Source organism: Streptomyces olindensis (genome assembly GCF_040645895.1).
GTDB classification, from domain to species: domain Bacteria; phylum Actinomycetota; class Actinomycetes; order Streptomycetales; family Streptomycetaceae; genus Streptomyces; species Streptomyces olindensis.
On the sequence record NZ_JBEYZD010000094.1, the window covers coordinates 1 to 23,403 of the forward strand.

A 23,403-nucleotide genomic window follows, 5' to 3' on the forward strand; every position below is an offset into this window, starting at 1 on the left:
GCACAGGTTGCCGCTCAGCCGCTCCCGGATCTCGTCCCGGTCCAGCGGCACCGGCTCACCCGAGGGCGCGGCCGGGTCGGCCGCCCCGCCCCCGTTTGCGTACTCCCGCCCCGTGCGGCGCACGGGTTCCTCCACGGATGGAGCACAAGTCGCCCACGGAGGTGGATTGGATTCCGCAGGTCAGGGGTAAGACGGGCTACGACCGATCTGGGCAGGCCGGCCATGTGGGAGGGACCCCCGACATGCTCCTGGAAGCGCTGAGTTCCGCGATCCTCGGCCTCGCTCTGGCGTGGGCGGCCACGCATCGCCTGCCGCACCGACTCCCGGCCCGCCCGCTGGTCCTGTCGACCGGCGTCGCCGGCGCCCTGTTCGGGGCCTTCGTGATGCACAGCGCGCTCGACGCCGGGCACCTGCTGCTGGTGCTGCTCGGCGCGGTGATCGTCTCGGTGGCCTCGCTGTCGCTGCTGCTGCGCCCCTCGGGAAGACTGCGCCGCCGATCGGCGACCGCCTGACGGGCCGCCGATGGTGGCGCTCCGGACGACAGCGTGACGGCCCGACGGGACCGGCCCCACACGAGGGCGACGGCCCGGCGGGACCAGCCCCACACGAGGGCGACGGCCCGGCGGGACCAGCCCCACGCAAGGGCGACGGCCCGGCGGGACCAGCCCCACGCAAGGGCGACGGCCCGGCGGGACCAGCTCCACGCGAGGGCGACGGCCCTGAGGCCGGCCCCGGAGGCTGACTAGGCGGCCAGGCCCAGCGCGGCCATCCGCTTGGTGTGCGCCTCGGTGATCCGGGAGAACATCTTGCCGACCTCGGCGAGATCGAAGCCGTCCGCGACACCGCCCACCAGCATGGTCGACAGCGCGTCCCGGTCGGCGACCACCCGCTGGGACTGCGACAGGGCCTCGCCCATCAGCCGCCGCGCCCACAGCGCGAGCCGCCCGCCCACCCGCGGATCGGCGTCGATCGCGGCCCGCACCTTCTCCACGGCGAAGCCGCCGTGCCCGGTGTCGTCGAGCACGGCCAGCACCAGGGAGCGGGTGTCGGAGTCCAGCCGGGCGGCCACCTCCCGGTAGAAGTCGCTGGCGATGGAGTCGCCGACGTAGGCCTTGACGAGGCCCTCCAGCCAGTCCGAGGGCGCCGTCTGCTTGTGGAACCCGTCGTACGCCGCGACGAACGGCTCCATCGCGGAGGTCGGCTCCTCGCCGATCTCCGCGAGCCGGTCGCGCAGCCTCTCGAAGTGGTGGAACTCGGCCGAGGCCATCTTCGCCAGCTCCGCCTTGTCCTCCAGGCTCGGCGCCAGCTTGGCGTCCTCCGCGAGCCGCTCGAACGCCGCCAGCTCCCCGTACGCGAGCGCGCCGAGCAGGTCCACGACCGCGGCGCGGTACTGCGGGTCGGCTGAGGCCGACGCCCAGTCCCGGGCGGCGACTCCGGTGTGTTCGGCGGCGGTGTCCGAGGCGTTCTCAGGCTTGTCAGAGCTCGTCATGAAGCGCACAATAGCCCGCCCGCCGGGAGCCGTAAGGCCCTGGTCAATCACTGTGACGACGACTACGTGACCGAATCGGCCATCGCATGTGCGCGATTCCGGGGTATGGTGGTAATGCGCCTGCTGGTACGTCGTCGTACCTCGACAGGCCGCACGTATGAGGATGCCCGGTCGGTGGCCCGATCGGCTCCGACCCGACAGCCCTCCCCGGCCGTACGGCACTGCGCGTACGAGACCCGGAGGGGACACCCTCAGCGGCACGAGCGCTAGAGCGTCGGCGCGGTCCCGTGCTCTACGGCCCGCCCGTAGGCAGCCGACGTCCCCGGCACGGTCCTTGACACGACCCCCGCGCTCGCCTCGCGCCGCCCACACAGAAGAGGCAGCACCCTGACTACGACGTTCCGAGAGCTCGGGATCCTTCCCGAGACCGCCGAGGCCCTGGAGGCCGTCGGCATCACCACCCCCTTCCCCATCCAGGAGATGACGCTCCCCGTGGCCCTGTCGGGCACGGACGTCATCGGCCAGGCCAAGACCGGCACCGGCAAGACGCTGGGCTTCGGCCTCCCGCTCCTCGAGCGCGTCACCGTCCCCGCCGACGTCGAGGCCGGACGCGCCAAGCCCGAGGACCTCACCGACACCCCGCAGGCCCTCGTCGTCGTCCCCACGCGCGAGCTGTGCACGCAGGTCACCAACGACCTGCTGACGGCCGGCAAGGTCCGCAACGTCCGCGTGACGGCGATCTACGGCGGCCGGGCCTACGAGCCCCAGGTCGAGGCGCTGAAGAAGGGCGTCGACGTGGTCGTCGGCACCCCGGGCCGCCTGCTCGACCTCGCCGGGCAGAAGAAGCTGAACCTGAAGCACGTCAAGTGCCTGGTGCTCGACGAGGCCGACGAGATGCTCGACCTGGGCTTCCTGCCCGACGTCGAGAAGATCATCAACATGCTGCCGGTGCGCCGTCAGACCATGCTGTTCTCGGCGACCATGCCGGGCGCGGTCATCGGCCTGGCCCGCCGCTACATGTCGCAGCCCACGCACATCCGGGCCACGGCTCCGGACGACGCGGGCGCGACGGTCGCGAACACCAAGCAGTTCATCTACCGCGCGCACAACATGGACAAGCCCGAGATGGTCGCGCGCATCCTCCAGGCCGAGGGCCGGGGGCTGGTCATGGTCTTCTGCCGCACCAAGCGCACGGCGGCCGACCTCGCCGACCAGCTGAAGCAGCGCGGCTTCGCCTCCGGCGCGGTCCACGGCGACCTCGGTCAGGGCGCCCGCGAGCAGGCCCTGCGCGCCTTCCGCAACGGCAAGGTGGACGTGCTCGTCTGCACCGACGTCGCCGCACGCGGCATCGACGTCGAGGGCGTGACCCACGTCATCAACTACCAGTCGCCGGAAGAGGAGAAGACGTACCTGCACCGCATCGGCCGTACGGGCCGCGCGGGCGCGAAGGGTACGGCGATCACGCTGGTCGACTGGGACGACATCCCGCGCTGGCAGCTGATCAACAAGGCGCTGGAGCTGGAGTTCAACGACCCGCCGGAGACGTACTCCACGTCCCCGCACCTCTACTCCGACCTCGGCATCCCCGAGGGCACGAAGGGCATCCTGCCGCGCTCGGAGCGCACGCGCGCCGGGCTGGACGCGGAGGAGCTGGAGGACCTGGGCGAGCCGGGCGGCCGCGGGCCGCGCGGTCGGGGCGACCGCGGTGGCCGTGGTGGCCGCGGCGGCCGGGACGAGTCCCGGTCGGCCGACCACGAGCGTTCGTCGCGTACGCCGCGGCGGCGCCGCCGGACGCGCGGCGGAGCGCCGTTGGACGGGGCTCCGGAGACGTCCGGCACCACGGCGACCGGCCCGGAGGCCGCGGTCACCGGCGGTACCGCCGAGGCGGAGTCCGTCACGGCTCCGCGCACCCCGCGTCGCCGTCGGCGCACGCGCGGTGGTGCCCCGGCCGAGTCGGCGCCGGTCACGGCCGTCGAATCCGCGGCGTCCGCTCCGGCGGAGAACGCCGTCGCGACGGCGGAGGGCACGAACACGGAGGCGCCCGAGGCGGCGAAGCCGCGCCGCCGCCGGACGCGCCGCTCGGAGACGCCGGCCGCGCAGACGCCGGTGGAGACGCCCGTGGTGGAGTCGCCGGTGGTGGAGTCCCCGGTGGTGGAGACCGAGGCCGCGGTCACGCCGTCGGCCACGGAGTCCACGGCCGCTGTGGATGCCGCTTCGGTGACCACGGAGCCCGAGGCCACCCCCGCCAAGCCGCGCCGCCGCACCCGCAAGGCCGCTGCATCCGAGGCGTCGGCGGCCGAGTCGGCGCTCGACACGGCCGAGGGCGTCACCGAGTCCGCCCAGGAGCCGACGGAGACGAAGCCGCGCCGCACCCGCAAGGCGGCGGCGAAGCCGGAGGTTCCCGCCGACGGGGCCGAGGCGACGGAGACCAAGCCCCGGCGCACGCGCAAGACGGCCGCCGCGGCGGAGGAAGCGGTCGACACGGCCGAGGCCACCGAAGCCAAGCCGCGCCGCACGCGCAAGACCGCCGCAACCGCTCAGGACGCGGAGGCCACGGCGACCAAGCCGCGGCGTACCCGCAAGACGGCCGCCGCAGCGGAGGAAGCGGTCGACACGGCCGAGGCCACCGAAGCCAAGCCGCGCCGCACGCGCAAGACCGCCGCAACCGCTCAGGACGCGGAAGCCACGGAGGCCGTCGAGGCCAAGCCCCGCCGGACGCGGAAGACCACCGCAGCCGCCGAGGCCGCCGCCGACACCGCCGAGGGCGCGGAAGCCAAGCCCAAGGCCCGCCGCACCCGCAAGGCCGCACAGCCCGAAGCCGTCACCGCCGAGATCCCGGCCCAGACGGCCCAGGAGCCGGAGGCCGCCGGGGCCAAGCCGCGCCGGACGCGCAAGACCGCCGCGTCCAAGACGGCCGCCGCGCCCGCCGAGGCCTCCCAGGCCTCCGAGGACGCGCCCGAGGCGAAGCCCAGGGCCCGCCGCACGCGGAAGGCCACGGCCGCAGCGGAGCCCACGGAGAGCTGACACTCCACCCGACGGCCCGGTCCCATCCTTGTGGGGCCGGGCCGTCGGCGTTCCTTCCACCTGCTCCGACGACCCGCAGCCGCTACCCTCACCCCGTGACCAGCCACCCCACCTTCCCCCCGCCCCCTGGTGCCCGCGCATACCGCCTGCGCACCTCCCGCGGTGAGTTCGCCGTCGTCGATTCGTCACCGGGAGCGGGCGTGGAAGTCAGGGGCGTCGCCCTGATGCTGCCCGGATTCACCGGCAGCAAGGAGGACTTCAGCCTGCTGCACGAGCCGCTCGGCGAGCGTGGGTACCGGGTCGTCGCCGTGGACGGGCGGGGGCAGCACGAGTCGGACGGGCCCGTGGACGACGAATCCGCCTACGCCCAGCGGGAACTGGCCCGGGACGTGCTCGCGCAGGCCGACGCGCTCGGCGTTCCCGTGCACCTCGTCGGGCACTCGCTCGGCGGGCAGATCGCCCGTGCCGCCGTGCTGCTCGATCCCTCCCCCTTCCGCTCCCTCACCCTGGTCTCGTCCGGCCCGGCGGAGATCTCCGTGTCGCAGCAGCAGCGCGTGAAGCTGCTGCGGGACGCGCTCGCCGTGATGTCGATGGAGGAGGTATGGGAGGCCATCCAGGCCATGGGCCCGCCGGAGGAGGTCGGCGGCCCCGCCCGCGGCATCGGCGACCAGGAGCAGCTGCGCCGCCGCTGGCTGGGCAACAGCCCCGCCCAGCTCCTCGCGACCGGGCGCCAGTTGTGCACCGAGCCGGACCGCGTCGCCGAACTGGCCGCCGTGCGGCTGCCGTTCCACGTCCTGTCGGGCGCCCACGACGACACCTGGCCGGTGGCGGTCCTCGACGACATGGCCGAGCGGCTGGCCGCGCACCGCACGGTCGTCACGGGAGCCGAACACTCCCCCAACGCCGACCGTCCCCTGCCGACGGCCCACGCCCTCGCCGACTTCTGGGACGGCCTCCGGGACAGGCCCTAGTACTGCGTCCGCAAGTGCTCCCAGAAGCCGTCGCGCAGTGCGCGCCGGAGGTCGGCCTGGCCCCGGAGGGAGTACTGGAGCAGGCTCTCCGCCTCCACCAGCAGGTCCTGGTCCACCGAGCCGGGCAGGTACGGGTGTCCGGGCAGCAGCTCCACGAGCGTGTCCCGGCCGCGGGCCGCCAGCCATTTGGCCGCGATCTGCGCGCCCACGAACCGCACGTCCTCCCGGGCGGGCCGGCCCGCGGCCGTCTCGTAGGCGGGGGCCGCGCGGCGGGAGACGTACGGCTTGAAGAAGTCGAGGTCGAGGGTGCGCTGGCTGTCGACCTCCCACAGCAGCGGCTCCGCCTGGTTGCGGCCCTCCGGCGCCTCGATGCCCCACAGGTGGACCCGGGCGCCGTAGCCCTGGGCGGCCTCCACCGCCGACACCAGGTCCTCGTCGCCGCCGAGCAGGGCCGCGTCGCTGATGGCGCGGTGGCGGGCGAGGGACTCCAGGTCGGAGCGGATGAGGGAGTCGACGCCCTTCTGCTGGTTGTTGGCGTTGAGGTTGCCCAGCCGCACCTTGACGTCCGGCAGCTCCGCGATGGTCTGCTGCTCGGCCGTGTGGATGCGGCGGCGGGCGCCGTCGTACCAGTAGACCCGCAGCAGCCTGCTGTCCGCGAAGATCGTGCGGGCCCGGTCGATGAGGGCGTCGATCAGGCCCTCGGCGTCCAGGTCGAAGGCGCGGCGGTCCTCCGTACCGGCGACGAGCCGTCCCGCGGCCGCGTACAGGTACCCGGCATCGACGAAGATCGCGTGGGTCGAGGGCGTCTTCGCCACCTCGGCGAGCATGCGCTGGAGCAGCTCGTTGGTGCGGTCGATGCGGGCGCTGAGGGCCGCGAGGTCGTCGTTCATCACCTCCATTGTCCCGGCGGTCACGCTGCGAACACAACCGGTCCCGGTCGGTCCCGTAACCACACTCTTACGGCTCAGTAATTAGCCGCTCGAAAAATTTCCTTAGCGTAGGGAATGTTTGAAGCATGCATCCCTGTTGACCCATACGGAACACCGAGCACCGCAGCCTGGTGGGCCGTCACTCAAGTAGTTCTCCTCAGGAGGATGACCAGACGAAGGGAGAAGCCCTTGCGCTTCGAAATCATGCGACTCGACGACGTCGACGGCACGCCCGTGGATTCGACCGTTGTGGACGCCGCCTCCGTCAACCGCATCGTTCAGCAGGCCGCCGCCATCGGACAGCGCCTGTGGATCCGCCCGGCCGAGACCACGGCCTCATAACGCGCGGCTCTCCCCCACACCTCGGAGCCCCCGCCCGGCATCGGCCGTGCGGGGGCTCCGCTGTTGCGGGCCGACCTGGCCGGGGGCGTACTGGCTGAGAGGCACAGCACGAACGAGAACAGGACGGTGACCGCATGTCGGTGACGGGCCGGTCGAACGAGGAGTTGCACGAGCAGGCCGCGGCGGAGGCGGCGCGGCGGTACGAGGCCTCCGCCGCGGAGCGCGAGCGGGTGGAGGACCGGCTGGCGGCCGGCGAACGGTTCCCGGACGCCCCGGACGCGCTCGCCGTCCGCGCCGACCGGATCCTCGACCGGGGCGGCCTGTCGCCCTCGGCGGTGGTGGCGAGCATCCACGGCGAGGCCATGGACCTGCCGAATGCCAACGAACGCATCATCAACCTGTCCAACGAGCTGCAGGCCTGGAGCTTCCTGCCGCGCGGGGTCAGGGCGGGGGCCACGGTCGCCCGGATCACCCTGCGCCGCGACGGCCGCGAGCTGCCGCACGGCACGGGCTTCATGGTGTCGCCGCGGCTGATGATGACCAACCACCACGTGCTGCCCGACGAGACCTTCGCCCGCGACTGCTTCGTGGAGTTCAACGCCCAGATCACGGCCGACAACCTGCCCGACACCGTCGTCCGGATGGAGCTCGACCCGGCGGCCTTCTTCGCCGCGGACAGACGGCTCGACTTCGCCCTCGTGGCGGTCGCGCCCGCCCCGGACGGCCGTCCGGCGGGCGAGGTCTTCGGCTGGAACCGGCTGAGCGTCCAGCTCGGCAAGCTGGTGCTCGGCGAGAAGGTGAACATCATCGGGCATCCGCAGGGGCGCCTGAAGGAGATCGCCCTGCGCGACAACGCGGTGCTGGTACGGCTCGACGACTTCGTCCACTACACGACCGACACCGAACCGGGTAACTCGGGCTCCCCCGTCTTCAACGACCAGTGGGAGGTCGTGGCCCTGCACCACAGCGGTGTGCCGAAGAAGGACGACCAGGGGCGTCTCCTGCGCAAGGACGGCCGGCCCTGGAATCCGGGCGACGGCGACGACGCCATCGACTGGGTCGCCAACGAGGGCGTCCGCATCAGCTCGATCCTGAAGCACCTGGCCGCACTGGACCTCGACCCCGGCCGGCGCACCCTGCTGGCGGAGATGGGCCCGGACTCGGGCCTGGACCGCAGCACGGTCACCGGGCCGGCGGCCCCGCTGATCCCGCCGGAGCGGACGACGACGGCGGCGTCCGGCGGCACGACCTCGCAGGGACTCGCGGCCACGATGACGGCGCGCGAGGGCAGGACGATGCCCCCCAAGGCCGGCCTCCCGGCCCGCGGCACGGCCTTCGGCGGCCGGCGGCACGTGGTCTTCCTGCACGGCAGGGACCAGCAGAGCAAGGAGCCGGTGAACCTCCGCCGCACCTGGACGGCCGGCCTGAACCGCGGGCTCACCCTCGCGTCACTGCCGCCGGTCGACCCGGAGGACGTGTGGTTCCCGTTCTACGGCACGAGCCTGCACAACCTGGTGAGCGGCAGGGAGAGCACGGCCGCGGCCATCGGCCTCGACCGGATGACCGCCGCCGCTGCCGCCGAGGCGTTCGCCGCGGAGTCCCCCACGGGCTCCTACGAGCAGCTGCTCTACGAGGCGGCCGCCCGGGCCGGCATGCCCCAGGACGGGCCGGCTGCCACGGAGGGCTTCGGGGCGGGCCTGGTCGGGGCGCTGCACCGGCCGCTGAGCTGGCTGGCCGCGAAATCCGACCTGGACGGGTGGACCATCGCCACCTTCCTGAGGGACGTCGACCTGTACCTCGCCGACAGCGCCGTGCGGCAGGCCGTACTGGACAGCGTCCTGGAGACGATGCCCGCGCAGGGCGAACTCGTGCTGGTCACGCACAGTCTCGGCACGGTCGTCGGCATGGACCTGCTGACCCGGCTCCCCGAGGGGCTCGATCCCGTCCTGCTGGTGACGGCGGGCAGTCCGCTCGGGATGGACGGTGTCAACGGGCGGCTCCTCGCCCGCGGCCCGCACCGGCCGCCCCGGGTGCGCGACTGGGTCAACGTCTGGTGCCCCACCGACGCGGTGGCGATCGGCTGCCCGCTGGCGGACGAGCGGTGGGGCAAGCTCACCCAGCTGGCCGTCGCCAACGGCCGCGACCGCGCGCACGACATCGACGAGTACCTCGCCCACCCGGGAGCGGCCGGCGAGATCGGCTCGGTGCTCGCCGGCCGGGCCTGACGGGACGGTCAGCTCGCCTGGATCACCTGGGTGACGCCGTTGATGATCTGCTGTACGGCGATCGCGGAGAGCATCATGCCCGCGAGCCGCGTCACCAGCACCACGCCGCCGTCCTTGATGATCCGGATGATGACCAGCGAGTAGCGCATCACCAGCCACAGCACGACGTGGATGGCGAGGATCGCCGTCCACACCGACACCTGCGTGGCGACGGTGTGGGCCTTCTGCACGGCGAGGATGACCGACACGATCGCACCGGGTCCGGCCAGCAGGGGCATGCCCAGCGGCACGAGAGCGACGTTGACGTCCTTGGTCTGCTTCGGCTCGTCGGTCTTCCCGGTGAGCAGGTCGAGCGCGATGAGCAGGAGCAGCAGCCCGCCCGCGATCATCAGGGCGGGCACGGAGACGTGCAGGTAGTTGAGGATCTGGTGCCCCAGGAGCCCGAACACGGTGATGACACCGCCGGCGACGCAGACGGCCTGGAAGGCCATCCGCTTCTGCACCTTCCCGGGCCGGCCGGCGGTGAGCGCGAGGAAGATCGGGGTGATCCCCGGGGGGTCCATGATGACGAAGAGGGTCAGGAACAGGGAGCCGAAGACGGCGAGGTCGAACATGAGCGTGATGGCCTTGCGGGTGTGAGTGGAGCGCGCGGACGGCACGGCGGACAGCGCCGAGTGCCTGGAAAGGGACCGGGAAGGGCCCGGGAAGGGCCGGGAAGGGACCGCTGGGGACCGCCCGGAAACGGATCGAAGAGGGAGCTACAGGGGGAGGAGGAACCTCAGACGGCTCCGCCGGCCCCGGGCACCGGGAACGCCCCGAAGGCCCGCCGGGTGATCTCCCCGTACACCTCGGGATCGGTCGTGTACTCGCCGAGCACACACGTCTTCCGGCTGCCGTGGTAGTCGGAGGAGCCGGTCACGAGAAGCCCCAGCTCCTTCGCCAGCCCCCGCAGCCGCGCCCGCGTGTCCCCGTCGTGGTCCATGTGGTCGACCTCGATGCCGTCCAGCCCGGCCGCGGCCATCTCGGCGATCGCGGCCTCCGGCACCGTACGCCCCCGCTTGCTCGCCCCGGGATGCGCGAACACCGCGACCCCGCCCGCGCCCTTGACGAGCCGGATGGCCTCGAAGGGGTCGGTCTCGTGCTTCTCGACGAAGGCCCGGCCGCCGTCGGCCAGCCAGTCCTGGGTGAAGGCGTCGTTCACGGTCGGCACCACACCCAGCTCGACGAGCGCGGTCGCCACGTGCGGACGCCCGACGGACCCGTCACCGGCGATCCGCAGCACCTGTTCCCAGGTCACGGGTACGCCCAGCTCGCGGAGCTTGGCCACCATGCCCTGCGCCCGCGGCACCCGGTCGTCCCGGACCAGCTCCCGCTCGGCGAGCAGCGCCGGCTCCTCGGGGTCGAAGAGGTACGCGAGCATGTGCATGCTGATGCCGTCGAACCGGCAGGACAGCTCGGCCCCGGTGACCAGCGTGAGCCCCTCGGGCAGCGCGGCGGCCGCCTCGGCGTGTCCGCGCGTGGTGTCGTGATCGGTGAGCGCGACGACGTCCAGCCCGGTCGCGGCGGCCTTGCGCACCAGCTCGGCCGGGGTGTCCGTACCGTCGGAAGCGGTGGAGTGGGTGTGCAGATCGATACGCACGACACGGACTCCAGACACGAACGACACGAACAGGGCTGCTCAAGGATAACCGTATTTTTCCCGACCCCCTGTCACACCCGAATCCCGGAAGCGCCCCCTACACCAGCGCCACCCAAGGGGCGCGGGGAACCGCGCACCCGGCCAACGACCACCCGCAGCCGCCGGCAAAGGGAAACCCACCACCCCCCTGAGCGCTACGGCCCGAGCAAGCGCGGGGACAACGCCCCGCAAGGCACCAGCTCGACCTCCGCACCGGCGTCCCTCAGATCCGCCAGCACCAGCTCGTCGTACATCAGCAGCCCCGACTGCTCGGGCCAGACCACGGCCCACAGCCACATCCCGAGCGCCTCCCCGGCGAACACCGCGCGGTCGCCCGGCACCCCGGAGACGTGCCACAACGGCGTCGGCCGGCCGGCGGCCAGCACCTTCGCCTGAGCCGGCTTCCCCACATCCATGTACGGCCCGGGGTCGGGCCCGTCCATGCCGGCATAGCGGGCCCCGAGTCCGACACCCAGCTCCTCGGCGACCAGGATCAGCTCGCCCATCCCGCCGAGCGGCCCGGGTCCGGTGCAGGCCACGGCCGTGGCGCGACCCCCCGTACGGTCGTCCCCCGCACAGGCCACCCCCGTGAACAGCCAGCCCACCGGCAGCGGCCACGGCATCCACACCGGCACCTGCGTGCGGTGCACCACGACGTTGAGGGCGTCGACGCTGGGCGGTATCACGGGCTGCACCGGATGGACGGTGCCGTGCACATCGCACTGCCACGAGTCGGAGAAGAGGCCGGGAGCCCTGACCCGGCCACCGCACTTCGGGCAACTGGGTTCGCCCCTCATAGGGCCCCACGGTCCTACCCCCGCCCCGCCGCGTCAAGGACGATCACCCATCCGGACGGAACCCTTCACCGCCCACACTAGATGTAGCTTGCATTAATTAGCCTCGCTAACTTACTATGTGCATATACCAACTACTTCCGTCTCGGAAAGGGAGCGACCATGGACCCCTTCGACGCCGGAGCGGGCGGCCTCCTGAAGCAGCCCAAGTCCGTGTGGGCGACCGCCGGGGCGTCGGTCGTCGCCTTCATGGGCATCGGACTCGTCGACCCGATCCTGCCGTCCATCGCCCAGGGCCTCGACGCCACGGCCGGCCAGGTCTCCCTGCTCTTCACCTCGTACTTCCTGATCACCGCCGTCGCCATGCTGGTGACCGGCTTCGTCTCCAGCCGGATCGGCGGCCGGAAGACCCTGCTGCTCGGCCTCGCGTTCGTGGTCGTCTTCGCCGGGCTCGCCGGCACGTCCGGATCGGTCGGTGAACTGGTCGGGTTCCGCGCGGGCTGGGGGCTCGGCAACGCGCTCTTCGTCTCCACGGCCCTCGCGGTCATCGTCGGCGCAGCGGCCGGCGGCAGCGCCGCGGCGATCCTGCTGTACGAGTCGGCCCTCGGCCTCGGCATGGCGTGCGGCCCGCTGCTGGGCGCCCTGCTCGGCGACGCCAGCTGGCGCTACCCGTTCTTCGGCACGGCGTTCCTGATGGCCGTCGGCTTCCTGTGCATCGCGGCGTTCCTGAAGGAGCAGCCGAAGCCCGTCCGCAAGACCTCGCTGCTGGACCCGCTCAGGGCCCTCGGCCACGGCGGCCTCGCGTCCGCGGCGGCCTCGGCGTTCTTCTACAACTACACGTTCTTCACCGTGCTGGCCTTCACGCCGTTCGTGCTGAACATGAGCCCGTACCGCTCGGGGGCGGTGTTCTTCGCCTGGGGCGTGCTGCTGGCCGTCTTCTCGGTGATCGTGGCACCCCGGCTGCAGAAGCGGTTCGGTTCACTGAAGGTGCTCGGCGGCTCGCTGGTGCTGCTCGCGGCCGACGTGCTGGTACTCGGCTACGGCTCCCACACCACGGCCGTCGTCTGCACGATCCTGTCCGGTGCCTTCATCGGCGTGAACAACACCGTCTACACCGAGCTGGCCCTCGGCGTCTCGGACGCGCCCCGGCCGGTGGCGAGCGCGGGCTACAACTTCGTGCGCTGGTTCGCCGCGGCCGCCGCCCCGTACTTCGCTCCGAAGATCGAGGAGTGGACCGACCTCCACATCCCGTTCGTGGTGGCCGCGGTCACGGCCGTGCTGGGCGCGCTCGTGGTCGTCGTCCGGCGCAGGGCCCTCACCCACGAGGCCGAGGAGCTGGAGCCGAAGCACGCGACCGAGGACGGTGTCGCCGCCTTCGCCAACTGAGGCTTTCCGGCCAGGGGTTGGTGACCTTCCTCACTCCAGCGGGACGGACTTCCGGGACGGATCCCGGAGGTCCGTCCCGTGGTTCAGCCACCGCTCCTGCAGTGACTGGGCGCCGTGCACGCGCTTCCAGGCGGCCTCGTTCGGCGTCATCGGCAGCAGCGGCAGGAACCGTACGGGGTCGAGGGGCTCGTCGAGCTCCAGGTCCTCCACCAGGCCACCCGGCTCGGCGACCAGGACCGAGGTGAAGGGGGCGCCGGGCCACAGCGGCTCGCCGACGTCGAGGGAAGCACCGGGAGCCACGACCAGCCCCTCCACCTGCGGAGACGCGCCCAGCACGGCGAGCGGGCGCAGCACCTTGTCCGTGTCGGCGACCCCCGCGCGGACCGACAGGACCAGCTCCGCGCGCGGGCCCTTCACGGGGTCGGCGATCACCGCCGTCGGGTCCGTCATGGGGTGCGCGGACATGCCGAGCGTGGCGTAGCGGACGATGTCGCCCTCCTGGAAGCGGAGCACCTCGATGCGGTCCGTGCCCAGGAAGGTGACGGCCGCGCGCGCGTCCGGTTCGCCCAGCGCCGTACGCAACCGGGCCTCGACCAGAGGAAGAACATCTGCCATGCGGCGAGCATAGAACTCGTCAGTAGCGGGCAAACAAGCGCCTTGACACGTCGGGCGGCTGATACTCTTGCCCGGTGGTTCGGGGCAGCACGCAGAAGCGTCGCGATCAAGCCCCGACGCCGAAGGAACTCCCTTACGAGGGACCGGCCGGAGGAGGTGGGACTGCAATGGACCGAAGTCGACCGTGCAGTAGCACCACGCTCTTCCCGCCGCTGACGTAGCTGTTCTGGCTCTGGCTGGTCGCCACCTCTCGCACTCGCTTCACGCGGAAGAGCGCTTCGTTTCGCTTTGCCTGATCTGCCTCAGTAGCTGAATCAGTAACGAGACGCGTCACCGCGACGGTGCGGTGCTCCCCGCTTTGTGGACGTGCCAAACATCCCCAGTCACAACGTCCTCATTCCGGGTAGCTCCACCCGACGCCGGCGTCTTTCGTTGCCCGCCCGCGAAGGAGCCCGCCATGTCGATGATCCGCGACCTGCGCGCCGTCGTCCGCCCGTCCCGCGTGTCGCTCCGCAAGGACAGCGGCACGTACGACGCCACCCGCAGCCCCGCGGCGTCCTCCGCCGTCGTCGACTGCGCCGTCTACCGGGACGGCCGCCGCATCGAGACCGAGACGCCGCTGACCCCGCACGAGGCGGTGCGGCTGGTGCGCCGCGACGGCGGCTTCGTGTGGATCGGCCTGCACGAGCCGACCGAGGCCGAATTCTCCGGCATCGCCAGTGAGTTCGGGCTGCACCCGCTGGCCGTGGAGGACGCCGTCCAGGCCCACCAGCGGCCCAAGCTGGAGCGCTACGACGACTCCCTCTTCACGGTCTTCAAGACCATCCACTACGTCGAGCACGACCAGCTCGACGCCAACAGCGAGGTCGTCGAGTCCGGCGAGGTGATGTGCTTCACCGGACGGGACTTCTTCATCACCGTCCGGCACGGCGGGCAGGGCTCCCTGCGGGCCCTCAGGCACCGCCTCCAGGACGACCCCGAGCTGCTCGCCAAGGGCCCCTCGGCCGTGCTGCACGCCATCGCCGACCACGTCGTCGACGGGTACATCGCGGTCGCCGACGCGGTGCAGGACGACATCGACGAGGTCGAGACCGAGGTGTTCTCCCCGGGCCGCAAGGGCGCGCCGCGCGGTTCGGACGCCGGCCGGATCTACCAACTCAAGCGCGAGGTGCTGGAGTTCAAGCGGGCCGTGTCGCCGCTGCTGCGCCCCATGCAGTTGCTGAGCGAGCGGCCGATGCGGCTGATCGACCCGGACATCCAGAAGTACTTCCGGGACGTCGCCGACCACCTGGCCCGCGTCCAGGAGCAGGTCCTCGGCTTCGACGAACTGCTCAACTCCATCCTCCAGGCCAACCTCGCGCAGGCGTCCGTGGCGCAGAACGAGGACATGCGGAAGATCACCTCGTGGGCCGCGATCATCGCCGTGCCGACGATGGTGTGCGGGGTGTACGGCATGAACTTCGACCACATGCCGGAGCTGCACTGGCGGTACGGCTACCCGGCGATCATGGGCGTCACGGTGGTCATCTGTCTGGGCATCCACCGCACGCTGAAGCGGAACGGCTGGCTGTGAGCGGCGTGGATAGGCTGGCTCCCATGACAAGCGAGCTGCTCGACCGGGCCCTCGTCGAGGAGGCCACGAAGAAGTCCGGCCTCGTCTGGGTCCAGGGCCCCGACGACCCGGCGCGCGCCCTCTGGCACGTGTGGCACGAGGGTGCCGCGTGCCTGGTCGGCGACGGGCCCGGCGAGCAGCCGCTGCCGGGGCTGGCCGACGGCGTCGAGGCCCGGGTGACGGTCCGCAGCAAGGACAAGGGAGGCCGGCTGGTCTCCTGGGCGGCGCGGGTCACGCAGCTCGCGCCGGGCACCGAGGCGTGGGACGCGGCGGTCGCCGAGCTGAAGGGCAAGCGGCTGAACGCGCCCGACGGCGAGGCCATGACCGACCGCTGGGCCCGCGAGTGCCGGGTGCTGCGCCTGGAGCCGACCGGGGCGACGGCACCGCTGCCCGACGGTTCGCTCTCCGAGCCCCCGCTGCCGTCCCCGGCGATCACCCGCCGGCCGGTCCCGGCGGGTCTGCCCCGCCTGCTGCTGAAGAAGCGCAAACGCAAGCAGTGACGGGTCAGGACGTCGGCAGCTGCTTGCCGTAGTCCACCGTCTCGTTCCGCTCCGGCTCCCTGAGGGCGAAGTCCTCTCCCCAGGCGGAGAACGTGAGGGTGCCCGCCCCGCCGGCCCGCTCCAGGCGCAGCGGGTACGGCTTGCCCTCGAGGGAGACCTCCAGGGTGCCGCCGGAGCCCTTGTCGCCGGTGACCCGGATGGTGCGGACGCCCGCCTGCTCGTCGTGGCCGTCCGTCGCGAGTGTGCCGTGCAGGGTCAGCAGACCGTCGAGGAGGACCGCCTTGTCCGTGAAACCGCTGAACTTCTTGTACGAAGGGTCGCCCTGCGGCACCTTCACGAACTTGCCGCCGAGCTTGGAGGCCGCCGCCGCGTCCCCCTTGCCGCCCTCGCCCTGGCCGCTGCCGTGACTCCAGAACTCGGCGTCGGCCTTGACGAAGAGCTGCTCGCCGATGCGCAGCAGCTCGAAGGTCGCGCCCTGCGAGGTCACCGAACCCGTGCCGCCGTCGTCCTTCAACCGCATGTCGAGCGCGTACGTCCGCCCGCCGCTGACGACGTTTCCGTGCACCCGGACCGCCCCGGCGGACTCGGCGGCCGAGCGGGTCTTGCCCTGGATCTTCTGGGCGGACAGCCGGCCGACGCCGTTGGTGCCCTCGTTCGGATCCTCCGCGCAGCCCGTGAGCACCGTTCCCGTCACGAGCAGTGCGCACATCGCGCTCGCGAGCGCGGCACTGCGGCTACGGCCCTGGCGAATCGGAGTCACAGGTGGGGCTGCCTCTCTGACGGGAGACCTGAACGGCGTACGGCAGGGTACCGGGGTCGTGGAGGCCGATCGGAGCCGGTCCGTCCGGACCGCCCGCCGACGCACCCCCGATCGGGACGGGCTAGCCTGAAGCCCACCCGAGCGGGCAATTCGGAGAAGACAGGCACAAAGGCAAGCAACAGGAAACACCCCGCACGTAAAGGAGCCGCGGCCATGGCAGCGGGCGCCCCCCGGATCTTCGTATCGCACCTCTCCGGTGTCGCCGTCTTCGACCCCGCCGGCGACCAGGTGGGGCGGGTGCGCGATCTGGTCGTGATGCTGCGGGTCGGCCAGAAGCCGCCGAGGCTGCTCGGCCTCGTCGTCGAACTCGCCACCCGCCGCCGCATCTTCCTGCCCATGACCCGGGTCACGGCCATCCAGTCCGGCCAGGTCATCACCACCGGCGTGCTCAACGTCCGGCGCTTCGAGCAGCGGCCCACCGAGCGGCTGGTCTTCGGGGAGCTGCTGGACCGGCGCGTCACGCTCACCGAGACCGGCGAGGAGGTCACCGTCCTCGACCTGTCGGTGCATCAGCTGCCGGCCCGCCGGGACTGGGAGATCGACCGGGTCTTCGTCCGCAAGGGCCGGAAGGGCGGGGCCTTCCGGCGCGCCAAGGGCGAGGCGCTGACCGTCGAGTGGACCGCCGTCACCGGCTTCTCCCTGGAGGAGCAGGGGCAGGGCGCCGAGAACCTGCTCGCCACGTTCGAGCAGCTGCGCCCCGCCGACCTGGCCAACGTCCTGCACCACCTCTCCCCCAAGCGCCGCGCGGAGGTCGCCGCCGCCCTGGACGACGACCGGCTGGCCGACGTGCTGGAGGAGCTGCCGGAGGACGACCAGATCGAGATCCTCGGCAAGCTGAAGGAGGAGCGGGCCGCCGACGTCCTGGAGGCCATGGACCCGGACGACGCGGCCGACCTGCTGGGCGAGCTGCCGACGGACGAGCAGGAGCGGCTGCTGAGCCTGATGCAGCCGGGCGACGCGGCCGACATGCGGCGCCTGATGTCGTACGAGGACCGCACGGCGGGCGGTCTGATGACCACCGAGCCGATCGTGCTGCGCCCGGACTCCACCGTCGCCGACGCCCTCGCCCGGATCCGCAACCCGGACCTCTCCCCGGCCCTGGCCGCCCAGGTGTACGTCTGCCGGCCACCGGACGAGACGCCGACCGGCAAGTACCTGGGCACGGTCCACTTCCAGCGCCTGCTGCGGGAGCCGCCACCCGCCCTGGTCAGCTCGATCGTGGACAGCGACCTGCAACCGCTCGACCCGGACGCGGACCTGCCCGCCATCGCCGGGTTCTTCGCCACGTACGACATGGTCGCGGCGCCCGTGGTGGACGAGGCCGGGGCGCTGCTGGGCGCGGTGACCGTGGACGACGTGCTCGACCACATGCTCCCGGAGGACTGGCGGGAGACGGAGTTCCACCTGGACGAGGAGGAGGTGGCGACCGATGGTTCCTGAGCGTGAGAGCCCGCGCGAACGCACGCCGGCGGGTGCCACGGCGGCTTCCCGGCCGCGCGCCGCCCGCCTCGACCAGCCGGGGGTGCCGAGGCGCCGGATCCTGCCCGAGTACGACCCGGAGGCCTTCGGCCGGCTGTCGGAGCGCATCGCGCGCTTCCTCGGCACCGGGCGGTTCCTGGTCTGGATGACGGCCGTCATCATCCTCTGGGTGGCCTGGAACAGCCTCGCCCCACGCCACCTGCGGTTCGACGAGTACCCGTTCATCTTCCTGACCCTGATGCTGTCCCTCCAGGCCTCCTACGCCGCCCCGCTGATCCTGCTCGCGCAGAACCGGCAGGACGACCGCGACCGGGTCAACCTGGAGCAGGACCGCAAGCAGAACGAGCGGTCGATCGCGGACACCGAGTACCTGACCCGCGAGGTCGCCGCCCTGCGCATCGGCCTGGGCGAGGTCGCCACCCGCGACTGGATCCGCTCGGAGCTCCAGGACATGGTCAAGGAACTGGAGGGACGGCAGAACGGCCACCGTCACGACGCCGTCGTATTCCCGGCGGAACGGTCACGGGGACGTGACGCAGACGACCGCTGACGGGCTTTCCTACGCACCGGTACAGCGCCGTACCATCGTCCTTATGGCTACGGAAGACGCGGTGCGCGAGGCACTGGCGACGGTGAACGACCCCGAGATCCACAAGCCCATCACCGAACTCGGGATGGTCAAATCCGTGGAGATCGGCGCGGACGGGGCGGTCGCGGTCACCGTGTACCTCACGGTCTCGGGCTGCCCGATGCGGGACACGATCACGCAGCGCGTGACCGAGGCGGTCTCCCGCGTCGAGGGCGTCACCCGCGTCGACGTCACGCTCGACGTGATGAGCGACGAGCAGCGCCGCGAGCTGGCCTCCGCCCTGCGCGGCGGCCAGACCGAGCGCGAGGTCCCCTTCGCCAAGCCGGGCAGCCTGACCCGCGTCTACGCGGTCGCCTCCGGCAAGGGCGGTGTCGGCAAGTCCTCGGTGACGGTCAATCTGGCCGCGGCGATGGCGGCCGACGGCCTGAAGGTCGGTGTCGTGGACGCCGATATCTACGGCCACTCCGTGCCGCGCATGCTGGGCGCCGACGGCCGTCCCACCCAGGTCGAGAACATGATCATGCCGCCGTCGGCCAACGGCGTGAAGGTCATCTCCATCGGCATGTTCACGCCGGGCAACGCCCCGGTCGTCTGGCGCGGCCCGATGCTGCACCGCGCGCTCCAGCAGTTCCTGGCGGACGTGTACTGGGGGGACCTGGACGTCCTGCTGCTGGACCTGCCGCCCGGCACGGGCGACATCGCGATCTCGGTCGCCCAGCTCGTCCCGAACGCCGAGATCCTGGTCGTGACGACCCCGCAGCAGGCCGCCGCCGAGGTCGCCGAGCGGGCCGGCTCCATCGCCGTGCAGACCCACCAGAAGATCGTCGGCGTGGTCGAGAACATGTCCGGCCTGCCCTGCCCGCACTGCGGCGAGATGGTCGACGTCTTCGGCACGGGCGGCGGCCAGCTGGTCGCCGACGGCCTGACCCGCACGACCGGCGCGAACGTCCCCGTCCTCGGCAACATCCCGATCGACGTCCGCCTCCGCGAGGGCGGCGACGAGGGCAAGCCGGTCGTCCTGACGGACCCGGACTCCCCGGCGGGCTCGGCCCTGCGCGCGATCGCCGGCAAGCTGGGCGGCAGGCAGCGGGGCCTGTCGGGTCTGTCGCTGGGGATCACTCCGCGGAACAAGTTCTGAACTGACTCAGGGGCGCGGGGAACTGCGCGAGCAACCACGAACCACCCGCAGCCGCCCACGAAACGAAGACCCCACGGCGAAGGGGCGCCGAAAAACCCGGCGCCCCGAGGGACTCACGCGTACGCGGCGATGTCCTTCACCACGGCGAAGCCGAGCCCGTACGCACTCATGCCACGCCCGTACGCACCCACATGGACACCCGCCGAGGTCGACCCGGCCAGCACCCAGCCGAACTCCGACTCCCGGTAGTGGAACGCCGTCGGCACCCCGTCCACGGGAAGCGACAGCGTCGACCAGTCGGGCCCGTCGAGGTCGTCCGCCAGCACCCACGCCGTCTCGGTCTGCTGCTCCAGCCAGTCGTCCCGCAGCGAGTGGTCCATCTGCCCGGGCCAGGTGAAGGACAGCAGCCCCACTCCCGCGAGCCACGCCGCGGACGACACCGACGTGGCCTCCAGCAGCCCCGTGCCGTCGGCGCTGCGCCGGGAGGGATTCGCCGCCACGGTCACGACGACCGCGAACTTCTCCTTGGCTTCCTGATCACCCCCGGAGGCGTGCTCGTTGCGCACCGTGGGCTCGTCACCGTGCCCGATCGACCCGTGTTCCACGGCCCCGTCGGCCGTCATACCGACCTGCATCAGCCAGCGCGGCCCCGTGAAGGCCTCGTCGAGGCCGTACCACGGGAAGGGCGCGCGCAGGTAGCCGTCGACCGTACGCCGGGCGGAGGGGACCTGTTGTCCGCCCTCCGCGGCCGGCGCCTGCGCGACTGCCCGACTCGTCGTCTCCATGTGCCCGGACGCCTCCTCGCTCTAGTCGGACCGGAGCGGCCCGCCCCCCATCGGGCGTACTCGACCGGTCCGCACAACAACTCGGCAGCATAGCCACACCGCTGCGAGCAGCAGGGAAACCGCCCGGCGCGTGGGCCGCACGGGCGCCTCGTTCAGGCCGTACACAGCCCGACCGGAGTATGAAACGCGTCACGCGCGCCGGGGCGCGCACCCCGGGGCGGGTCGCTCAGGTGGCGTCCGCGTCGAAGGGCGGCCGGTCGTCCCGGTCGGGCGTCTCGGGCTTCTTGGTCATGTCGATCCGGCCGCCGGAGGAACCGGACGACGAGGAGGACGAGGAGGACGACGTGTCCGAGTCCCGGCCGTGGACGGCGTCGGTGACCTCGGCCATCTCCTTCTTCAGGTCGAAGCCGTTGCGGATCTCCTTGAGCCCCAGGTCCTCGTTGTCCAGCTGCTTGCGGATGAACGTCTTGGGGTTGAGGTCCTCGAACTCGAAGTCCTTGAACTCCGGGCCGAGTTCCTCCCGGATGTCCTGCTTGGCGCTCTCCGAGAACTCACGGATCTTCCGGATCGTGCGCGTCACGTCCTGGATGACCTTGGGGAGCTTGTCCGGACCGAAGACGAGCACGGCAAGGACGATGAGCGTCACCAGCTCGAGTGGTCCTATGTCATTGAACACCTGAAGCTCCTTGCGATGTCCTCGGTCCTCGGCCCTCGGTGGTCGGTGCGGGTGTTGCCGTGGTCCGGGCCGGATCCACGGTACCCGGCGATCCTGTCCGACCGGTACCGTCCCGAGACCTCCGAGTGCGGCCAGTGGGAGCGCTTTCCCGATTGTTTGCCTTGTTCGTCCCTGTAAGCCCCGGTCATCACGTCTCAGTCCCCGCCGGAGGATCCGAGGACGAGCGACACCGTCCGCTCCTTGCCGCCCCGCTCCAGGGTCAGCTCCAGCCGGTCGCCGGGGCGGTGCGCCCGGGTCTTGACGATCAGCTCCTCGCCGGAGTGGACGCGCTGCCCGTCGACCTCGGTGATGACGTCACCGGCCTTGATGCCGGCCTGGGCACCCGGGCCGCCCGTGGTGACCGGCGGGCCGCCCTCGCTGCCCTCCGTGGCGACGCGGGCACCGTCGCCGCCGTAGTCCATGTCCAGGGTGATGCCGATCACCGGGTGGGTCGCCGTGCCGGTGTTGATCAGCTCCTCGGCGACGCGCTTGCCCTGGTTGATGGGGATGGCGAAGCCGAGGCCTATCGAGCCGGACTGTCCGCTGTCCAGGTCGGAGCCGCTGTCCGCCGAGCGGATGGCCGAGTTGATGCCGATGACCCGGGCCTGGGCGTCGAGCAGGGGGCCGCCGGAGTTGCCCGGGTTGATGGGCGCGTCGGTCTGCAGCGCGTCGACGTACGACACGTCGCTGCCGTCGCCCTTCTCGCCGCCGGCCGTGATGGGCCGCTCCTTGGCGCTGATGATGCCGGAGGTGACGGTGCCGGCCAGGTCGAAAGGCGCGCCGATGGCCACGACCGGGTCACCGACCTGCACGTTGTCGGAGTTGCCCAGGGGCAGGGGGGTGAGTCCGCGGACGCCCTTCACCTTCACGACGGCGAGGTCGTAGCCGCTGTCCCGGCCGACCAGCTCGGCCTGGGCGGTCTCCCCGCCGTTGAAGGTCACGGTGATCTCACCGCCGGATCCGGCGGGCCGCACGACGTGGTTGTTGGTGAGGATGTGCCCTCGGGTGTCGAGCACGAAGCCGGTGCCCGTGCCCTGTTCGCCGGAGCCGCTCACATGCAGGGTGACGACGCTGGGCAGGGCCCGGCCGGCGATCCCGGCCACGCTGCCGGCGTCCCGCGCGGCGGACTCCTTCCCGGCCTGCGGCAGCTCGACGGTCCCGATGCCCCCGTTCCGCTCCAGATACGTCCCAAGGGCGCCGCCGATGCCGCCGGACACGAGCGCGAGCAGCACGGCGCCGCCGACCAGGGCCTTCCTGCCCCGCTTGCGCCGCTGCTCCGTGCTGGGGACGGCGGCGCCGTTCTGCTGGAGCGGGGCGATCCCTCCGGGCGCCGTGGGGGCGGCCCAGGGGTCGTAGCGCTGCCAGGGGTCGGGGGCGGGTCCCGGGGACGCCGGGGGCGGGACGTCGGCGTGGACCGGGGCGGTCCGCACCGGGGCGGGGATGCCAGGGGCGCTGGGCACCTGAGCCTGCGGCTGCTCCAGCGCAGCGGGGGCGTGGGAGGACTGTGCCGGTACCACCGGCGGGGCGGGCGGGCCCGGGACGCTCGCCTGCCCCGGCACCGCCACGCCCTGCGTCGCCGTCGCGGCCGGGTGCTGGACCGGCGGCGCGGGTGCCCAGGGACCGGGTTCGCCGTAAGGCGGGGTGCTGTACGGGTCGGGATCGTGCAACGGCTTGGGTGCGTCGTCGACCGGCACGGCGGACGCACCGGGCGGGGCGGGCGGCGCGGAGGCAGGGGCAGGGGCGCGGCCGGGGGCGGGAACGCCGCTCCCGGCCTCGGTGACGGGAGCCGTCTCGGTGCCGGATTCCACAGCACTCGCGGCACCGGAAGCCACCCCGGCACCCGAATTCACGGCGCTCTCGGCGCCGGAAGCCACCCCGGCCACCGAATCCGCAGCACTCTCGGCGCCGGAAGCCCCGGCGGGCGCGTCCGCGGGCGCCATCGCCTCGGGGCTCCTCAGCTCGTAGTCGCCGGCGTCGTCCTGCGGACGCGCGGCGGGGCGCGCCAGCTCGAAGTCCCCGTCGGTGTCCCCGTCGGTGTCGACGGCCGCCGGGGTCGTCGCCTGCCCCGGGGCCTCAGCCGCAACCGGCTCCGCCGCCACGGGCCCGTCCGTGTCCTCCGGCTCCCCCGACGGGCCCTGCGGGCGTGGACGGCTCCACCACTTCGCTTTCGTGGGCTTCCCCTCGTTCATGCTCTCCCCACAGCACAGCCGCGGCACGGCTCGTCGGCGGTGGCCGCAGTTCGTCGAATCGGCGCCCGGCCGGACCTCGGCCGGGGGCGCCACCCCCGGGATTCAATCAGGTTCGCGGGCCGG

General features: G+C 72.2%; 21 protein-coding genes and 1 pseudogene. 11 read left to right on the plus strand and 11 right to left on the minus strand.

Annotation, left to right across the window (positions count from 1 at the left end; translation table 11 throughout):
• A pseudogene (locus ABZ948_RS36760) lies at positions 1 to 78 on the minus strand (oxidoreductase); the annotation flags it as partial.
• A 164-nt stretch (positions 79 to 242) separates the two neighbouring features.
• On the opposite strand from ABZ948_RS36760, the gene ABZ948_RS36765 reads away from it, so the two are divergent.
• Positions 243 to 512: a hypothetical protein gene (locus ABZ948_RS36765; RefSeq protein ID WP_037766295.1), complete on the plus strand. Its 270-nt coding sequence runs from the start codon at positions 243 to 245 to the stop codon at positions 510 to 512.
• Positions 513 to 742: 230 nt separating this feature from the next.
• On the opposite strand, the gene ABZ948_RS36770 is transcribed toward ABZ948_RS36765, so the two are convergent.
• Positions 743 to 1,489, minus strand: coding sequence for a ferritin-like fold-containing protein (locus tag ABZ948_RS36770; protein WP_359767135.1), 747 nt, complete (start codon positions 1,487 to 1,489; stop codon positions 743 to 745).
• A gap of 480 nt (positions 1,490 to 1,969) precedes the next feature.
• On the opposite strand from ABZ948_RS36770, the gene ABZ948_RS36775 reads away from it, so the two are divergent.
• A complete protein-coding gene (locus tag ABZ948_RS36775; protein ID WP_359767137.1) occupies positions 1,970 to 4,513 on the plus strand; it encodes a DEAD/DEAH box helicase in 2,544 nt (847 codons plus the stop codon).
• Between the two features lie 95 nt (positions 4,514 to 4,608).
• Positions 4,609 to 5,484: an alpha/beta fold hydrolase gene (locus ABZ948_RS36780; RefSeq protein WP_359767139.1), complete on the plus strand. Its 876-nt coding sequence runs from the start codon at positions 4,609 to 4,611 to the stop codon at positions 5,482 to 5,484.
• Here ABZ948_RS36780 and ABZ948_RS36785 read toward each other — a convergent pair.
• Positions 5,481 to 6,374, minus strand: coding sequence for an NYN domain-containing protein (locus tag ABZ948_RS36785; protein WP_359767141.1), 894 nt, complete (start codon positions 6,372 to 6,374; stop codon positions 5,481 to 5,483). The genes ABZ948_RS36780 and ABZ948_RS36785 overlap by 4 nt on opposite strands.
• A gap of 228 nt (positions 6,375 to 6,602) precedes the next feature.
• Between ABZ948_RS36785 and ABZ948_RS36790 the strand changes: the two genes are divergently transcribed.
• A complete protein-coding gene (locus ABZ948_RS36790; RefSeq protein ID WP_003992775.1) occupies positions 6,603 to 6,755 on the plus strand; it encodes a DUF8834 family protein in 153 nt (50 codons plus the stop codon).
• Between the two features lie 134 nt (positions 6,756 to 6,889).
• On the plus strand, positions 6,890 to 8,980 hold the full coding sequence (locus tag ABZ948_RS36795; protein ID WP_359767143.1) for a trypsin-like serine peptidase: 2,091 nt from the start codon (positions 6,890 to 6,892) through the stop codon (positions 8,978 to 8,980).
• Between the two features lie 8 nt (positions 8,981 to 8,988).
• Here the strand turns inward: ABZ948_RS36795 and ABZ948_RS36800 are convergent, their stop codons facing one another.
• The 3 genes from ABZ948_RS36800 to ABZ948_RS36810 all read right to left on the minus strand — a co-directional run bounded on the left by ABZ948_RS36800 (position 8,989) and on the right by ABZ948_RS36810 (position 11,455).
• Entirely contained in the window at positions 8,989 to 9,594 is a 606-nt protein-coding gene (locus ABZ948_RS36800; RefSeq protein WP_359767178.1) for a MarC family protein, read from the minus strand.
• 164 nt (positions 9,595 to 9,758) lie between these two features.
• Positions 9,759 to 10,619, minus strand: coding sequence for a PHP domain-containing protein (locus tag ABZ948_RS36805; protein ID WP_359767145.1), 861 nt, complete (start codon positions 10,617 to 10,619; stop codon positions 9,759 to 9,761).
• 194 nt (positions 10,620 to 10,813) lie between these two features.
• Positions 10,814 to 11,455, minus strand: coding sequence for a DUF6758 family protein (locus ABZ948_RS36810; RefSeq protein WP_114255168.1), 642 nt, complete (start codon positions 11,453 to 11,455; stop codon positions 10,814 to 10,816).
• A 159-nt stretch (positions 11,456 to 11,614) separates the two neighbouring features.
• Here ABZ948_RS36810 and ABZ948_RS36815 point away from each other — a divergent pair, with 159 nt between their 5' ends.
• The gene (locus ABZ948_RS36815) at positions 11,615 to 12,838 is read left to right on the plus strand and encodes an MFS transporter (RefSeq protein ID WP_359767148.1); all 1,224 of its coding nucleotides are present in this window, start codon (positions 11,615 to 11,617) and stop codon (positions 12,836 to 12,838) included.
• 30 nt (positions 12,839 to 12,868) lie between these two features.
• Here the strand turns inward: ABZ948_RS36815 and ABZ948_RS36820 are convergent, their stop codons facing one another.
• Positions 12,869 to 13,453, minus strand: coding sequence for a suppressor of fused domain protein (locus ABZ948_RS36820; protein ID WP_359767150.1), 585 nt, complete (start codon positions 13,451 to 13,453; stop codon positions 12,869 to 12,871).
• A 457-nt stretch (positions 13,454 to 13,910) separates the two neighbouring features.
• Between ABZ948_RS36820 and ABZ948_RS36825 the strand changes: the two genes are divergently transcribed.
• Both ABZ948_RS36825 and ABZ948_RS36830 read left to right on the plus strand, forming a co-directional pair.
• On the plus strand, positions 13,911 to 15,026 hold the full coding sequence (locus ABZ948_RS36825) for a magnesium and cobalt transport protein CorA (protein ID WP_359767151.1): 1,116 nt from the start codon (positions 13,911 to 13,913) through the stop codon (positions 15,024 to 15,026).
• A gap of 23 nt (positions 15,027 to 15,049) precedes the next feature.
• Positions 15,050 to 15,565, plus strand: coding sequence for a hypothetical protein (locus tag ABZ948_RS36830; RefSeq protein ID WP_359767153.1), 516 nt, complete (start codon positions 15,050 to 15,052; stop codon positions 15,563 to 15,565).
• Between the two features lie 4 nt (positions 15,566 to 15,569).
• On the opposite strand, the gene ABZ948_RS36835 is transcribed toward ABZ948_RS36830, so the two are convergent.
• Positions 15,570 to 16,325, minus strand: a complete 756-nt coding sequence (locus ABZ948_RS36835) for a hypothetical protein (protein ID WP_359767155.1) — start codon at positions 16,323 to 16,325, stop codon at positions 15,570 to 15,572.
• Between the two features lie 213 nt (positions 16,326 to 16,538).
• Here ABZ948_RS36835 and ABZ948_RS36840 point away from each other — a divergent pair, with 213 nt between their 5' ends.
• From ABZ948_RS36840 to ABZ948_RS36850, 3 genes are read left to right on the plus strand one after another with little or no spacing between them, the layout of a single operon-like run.
• A complete protein-coding gene (locus ABZ948_RS36840; protein WP_359767157.1) occupies positions 16,539 to 17,825 on the plus strand; it encodes a magnesium transporter MgtE N-terminal domain-containing protein in 1,287 nt (428 codons plus the stop codon).
• Positions 17,815 to 18,414, plus strand: coding sequence for a DUF1003 domain-containing protein (locus ABZ948_RS36845; RefSeq protein WP_359767159.1), 600 nt, complete (start codon positions 17,815 to 17,817; stop codon positions 18,412 to 18,414). Before ABZ948_RS36840 ends, ABZ948_RS36845 begins: the two co-directional genes overlap by 11 nt.
• A gap of 43 nt (positions 18,415 to 18,457) precedes the next feature.
• Positions 18,458 to 19,591, plus strand: coding sequence for an Mrp/NBP35 family ATP-binding protein (locus tag ABZ948_RS36850; protein WP_359767160.1), 1,134 nt, complete (start codon positions 18,458 to 18,460; stop codon positions 19,589 to 19,591).
• A 113-nt stretch (positions 19,592 to 19,704) separates the two neighbouring features.
• Here the strand turns inward: ABZ948_RS36850 and ABZ948_RS36855 are convergent, their stop codons facing one another.
• The 3 genes from ABZ948_RS36855 to ABZ948_RS36865 form a co-directional block, all read right to left on the minus strand.
• Positions 19,705 to 20,376 carry a hypothetical protein gene (locus tag ABZ948_RS36855; RefSeq protein ID WP_359767162.1) on the minus strand — a complete coding sequence of 224 codons (672 nt, stop codon included), beginning with the start codon at positions 20,374 to 20,376 and terminating at the stop codon, positions 19,705 to 19,707.
• A gap of 226 nt (positions 20,377 to 20,602) precedes the next feature.
• Entirely contained in the window at positions 20,603 to 21,052 is a 450-nt protein-coding gene (locus tag ABZ948_RS36860) for a sec-independent translocase (RefSeq protein WP_359767164.1), read from the minus strand.
• A gap of 194 nt (positions 21,053 to 21,246) precedes the next feature.
• Positions 21,247 to 23,280 carry a S1C family serine protease gene (locus tag ABZ948_RS36865; protein ID WP_359767165.1) on the minus strand — a complete coding sequence of 678 codons (2,034 nt, stop codon included), beginning with the start codon at positions 23,278 to 23,280 and terminating at the stop codon, positions 21,247 to 21,249.
• Positions 23,281 to 23,403 lie beyond the last annotated feature (123 nt).

Bases quoted from the DNA above. Each gene is read 5' to 3' on its own strand.
- ABZ948_RS36850 (WP_359767160.1), top strand. From the start codon at position 18,458: ATGGCTACGGAAGACGCGGTGCGCGAGGCACTGGCGACGGTGAACGAC.
- ABZ948_RS36840 (WP_359767157.1), top strand. From the start codon at position 16,539: ATGGCAGCGGGCGCCCCCCGGATCTTCGTATCGCACCTCTCCGGTGTC.
- ABZ948_RS36815 (WP_359767148.1), top strand. From the start codon at position 11,615: ATGGACCCCTTCGACGCCGGAGCGGGCGGCCTCCTGAAGCAGCCCAAG.
- ABZ948_RS36810 (WP_114255168.1), bottom strand. From the start codon at position 11,455: ATGAGGGGCGAACCCAGTTGCCCGAAGTGCGGTGGCCGGGTCAGGGCT.
- ABZ948_RS36770 (WP_359767135.1), bottom strand. From the start codon at position 1,489: ATGACGAGCTCTGACAAGCCTGAGAACGCCTCGGACACCGCCGCCGAA.
- ABZ948_RS36775 (WP_359767137.1), top strand. From the start codon at position 1,970: ATGACGCTCCCCGTGGCCCTGTCGGGCACGGACGTCATCGGCCAGGCC.
- ABZ948_RS36800 (WP_359767178.1), bottom strand. From the start codon at position 9,594: ATGTTCGACCTCGCCGTCTTCGGCTCCCTGTTCCTGACCCTCTTCGTC.
- ABZ948_RS36830 (WP_359767153.1), top strand. From the start codon at position 15,050: ATGACAAGCGAGCTGCTCGACCGGGCCCTCGTCGAGGAGGCCACGAAG.
- ABZ948_RS36845 (WP_359767159.1), top strand. From the start codon at position 17,815: ATGGTTCCTGAGCGTGAGAGCCCGCGCGAACGCACGCCGGCGGGTGCC.
- ABZ948_RS36825 (WP_359767151.1), top strand. From the start codon at position 13,911: ATGTCGATGATCCGCGACCTGCGCGCCGTCGTCCGCCCGTCCCGCGTG.
- ABZ948_RS36865 (WP_359767165.1), bottom strand. From the start codon at position 23,280: ATGAACGAGGGGAAGCCCACGAAAGCGAAGTGGTGGAGCCGTCCACGC.
- ABZ948_RS36795 (WP_359767143.1), top strand. From the start codon at position 6,890: ATGTCGGTGACGGGCCGGTCGAACGAGGAGTTGCACGAGCAGGCCGCG.
- ABZ948_RS36820 (WP_359767150.1), bottom strand. From the start codon at position 13,453: ATGGCAGATGTTCTTCCTCTGGTCGAGGCCCGGTTGCGTACGGCGCTG.
- ABZ948_RS36855 (WP_359767162.1), bottom strand. From the start codon at position 20,376: ATGGAGACGACGAGTCGGGCAGTCGCGCAGGCGCCGGCCGCGGAGGGC.
- ABZ948_RS36785 (WP_359767141.1), bottom strand. From the start codon at position 6,374: ATGAACGACGACCTCGCGGCCCTCAGCGCCCGCATCGACCGCACCAAC.
- ABZ948_RS36765 (WP_037766295.1), top strand. From the start codon at position 243: ATGCTCCTGGAAGCGCTGAGTTCCGCGATCCTCGGCCTCGCTCTGGCG.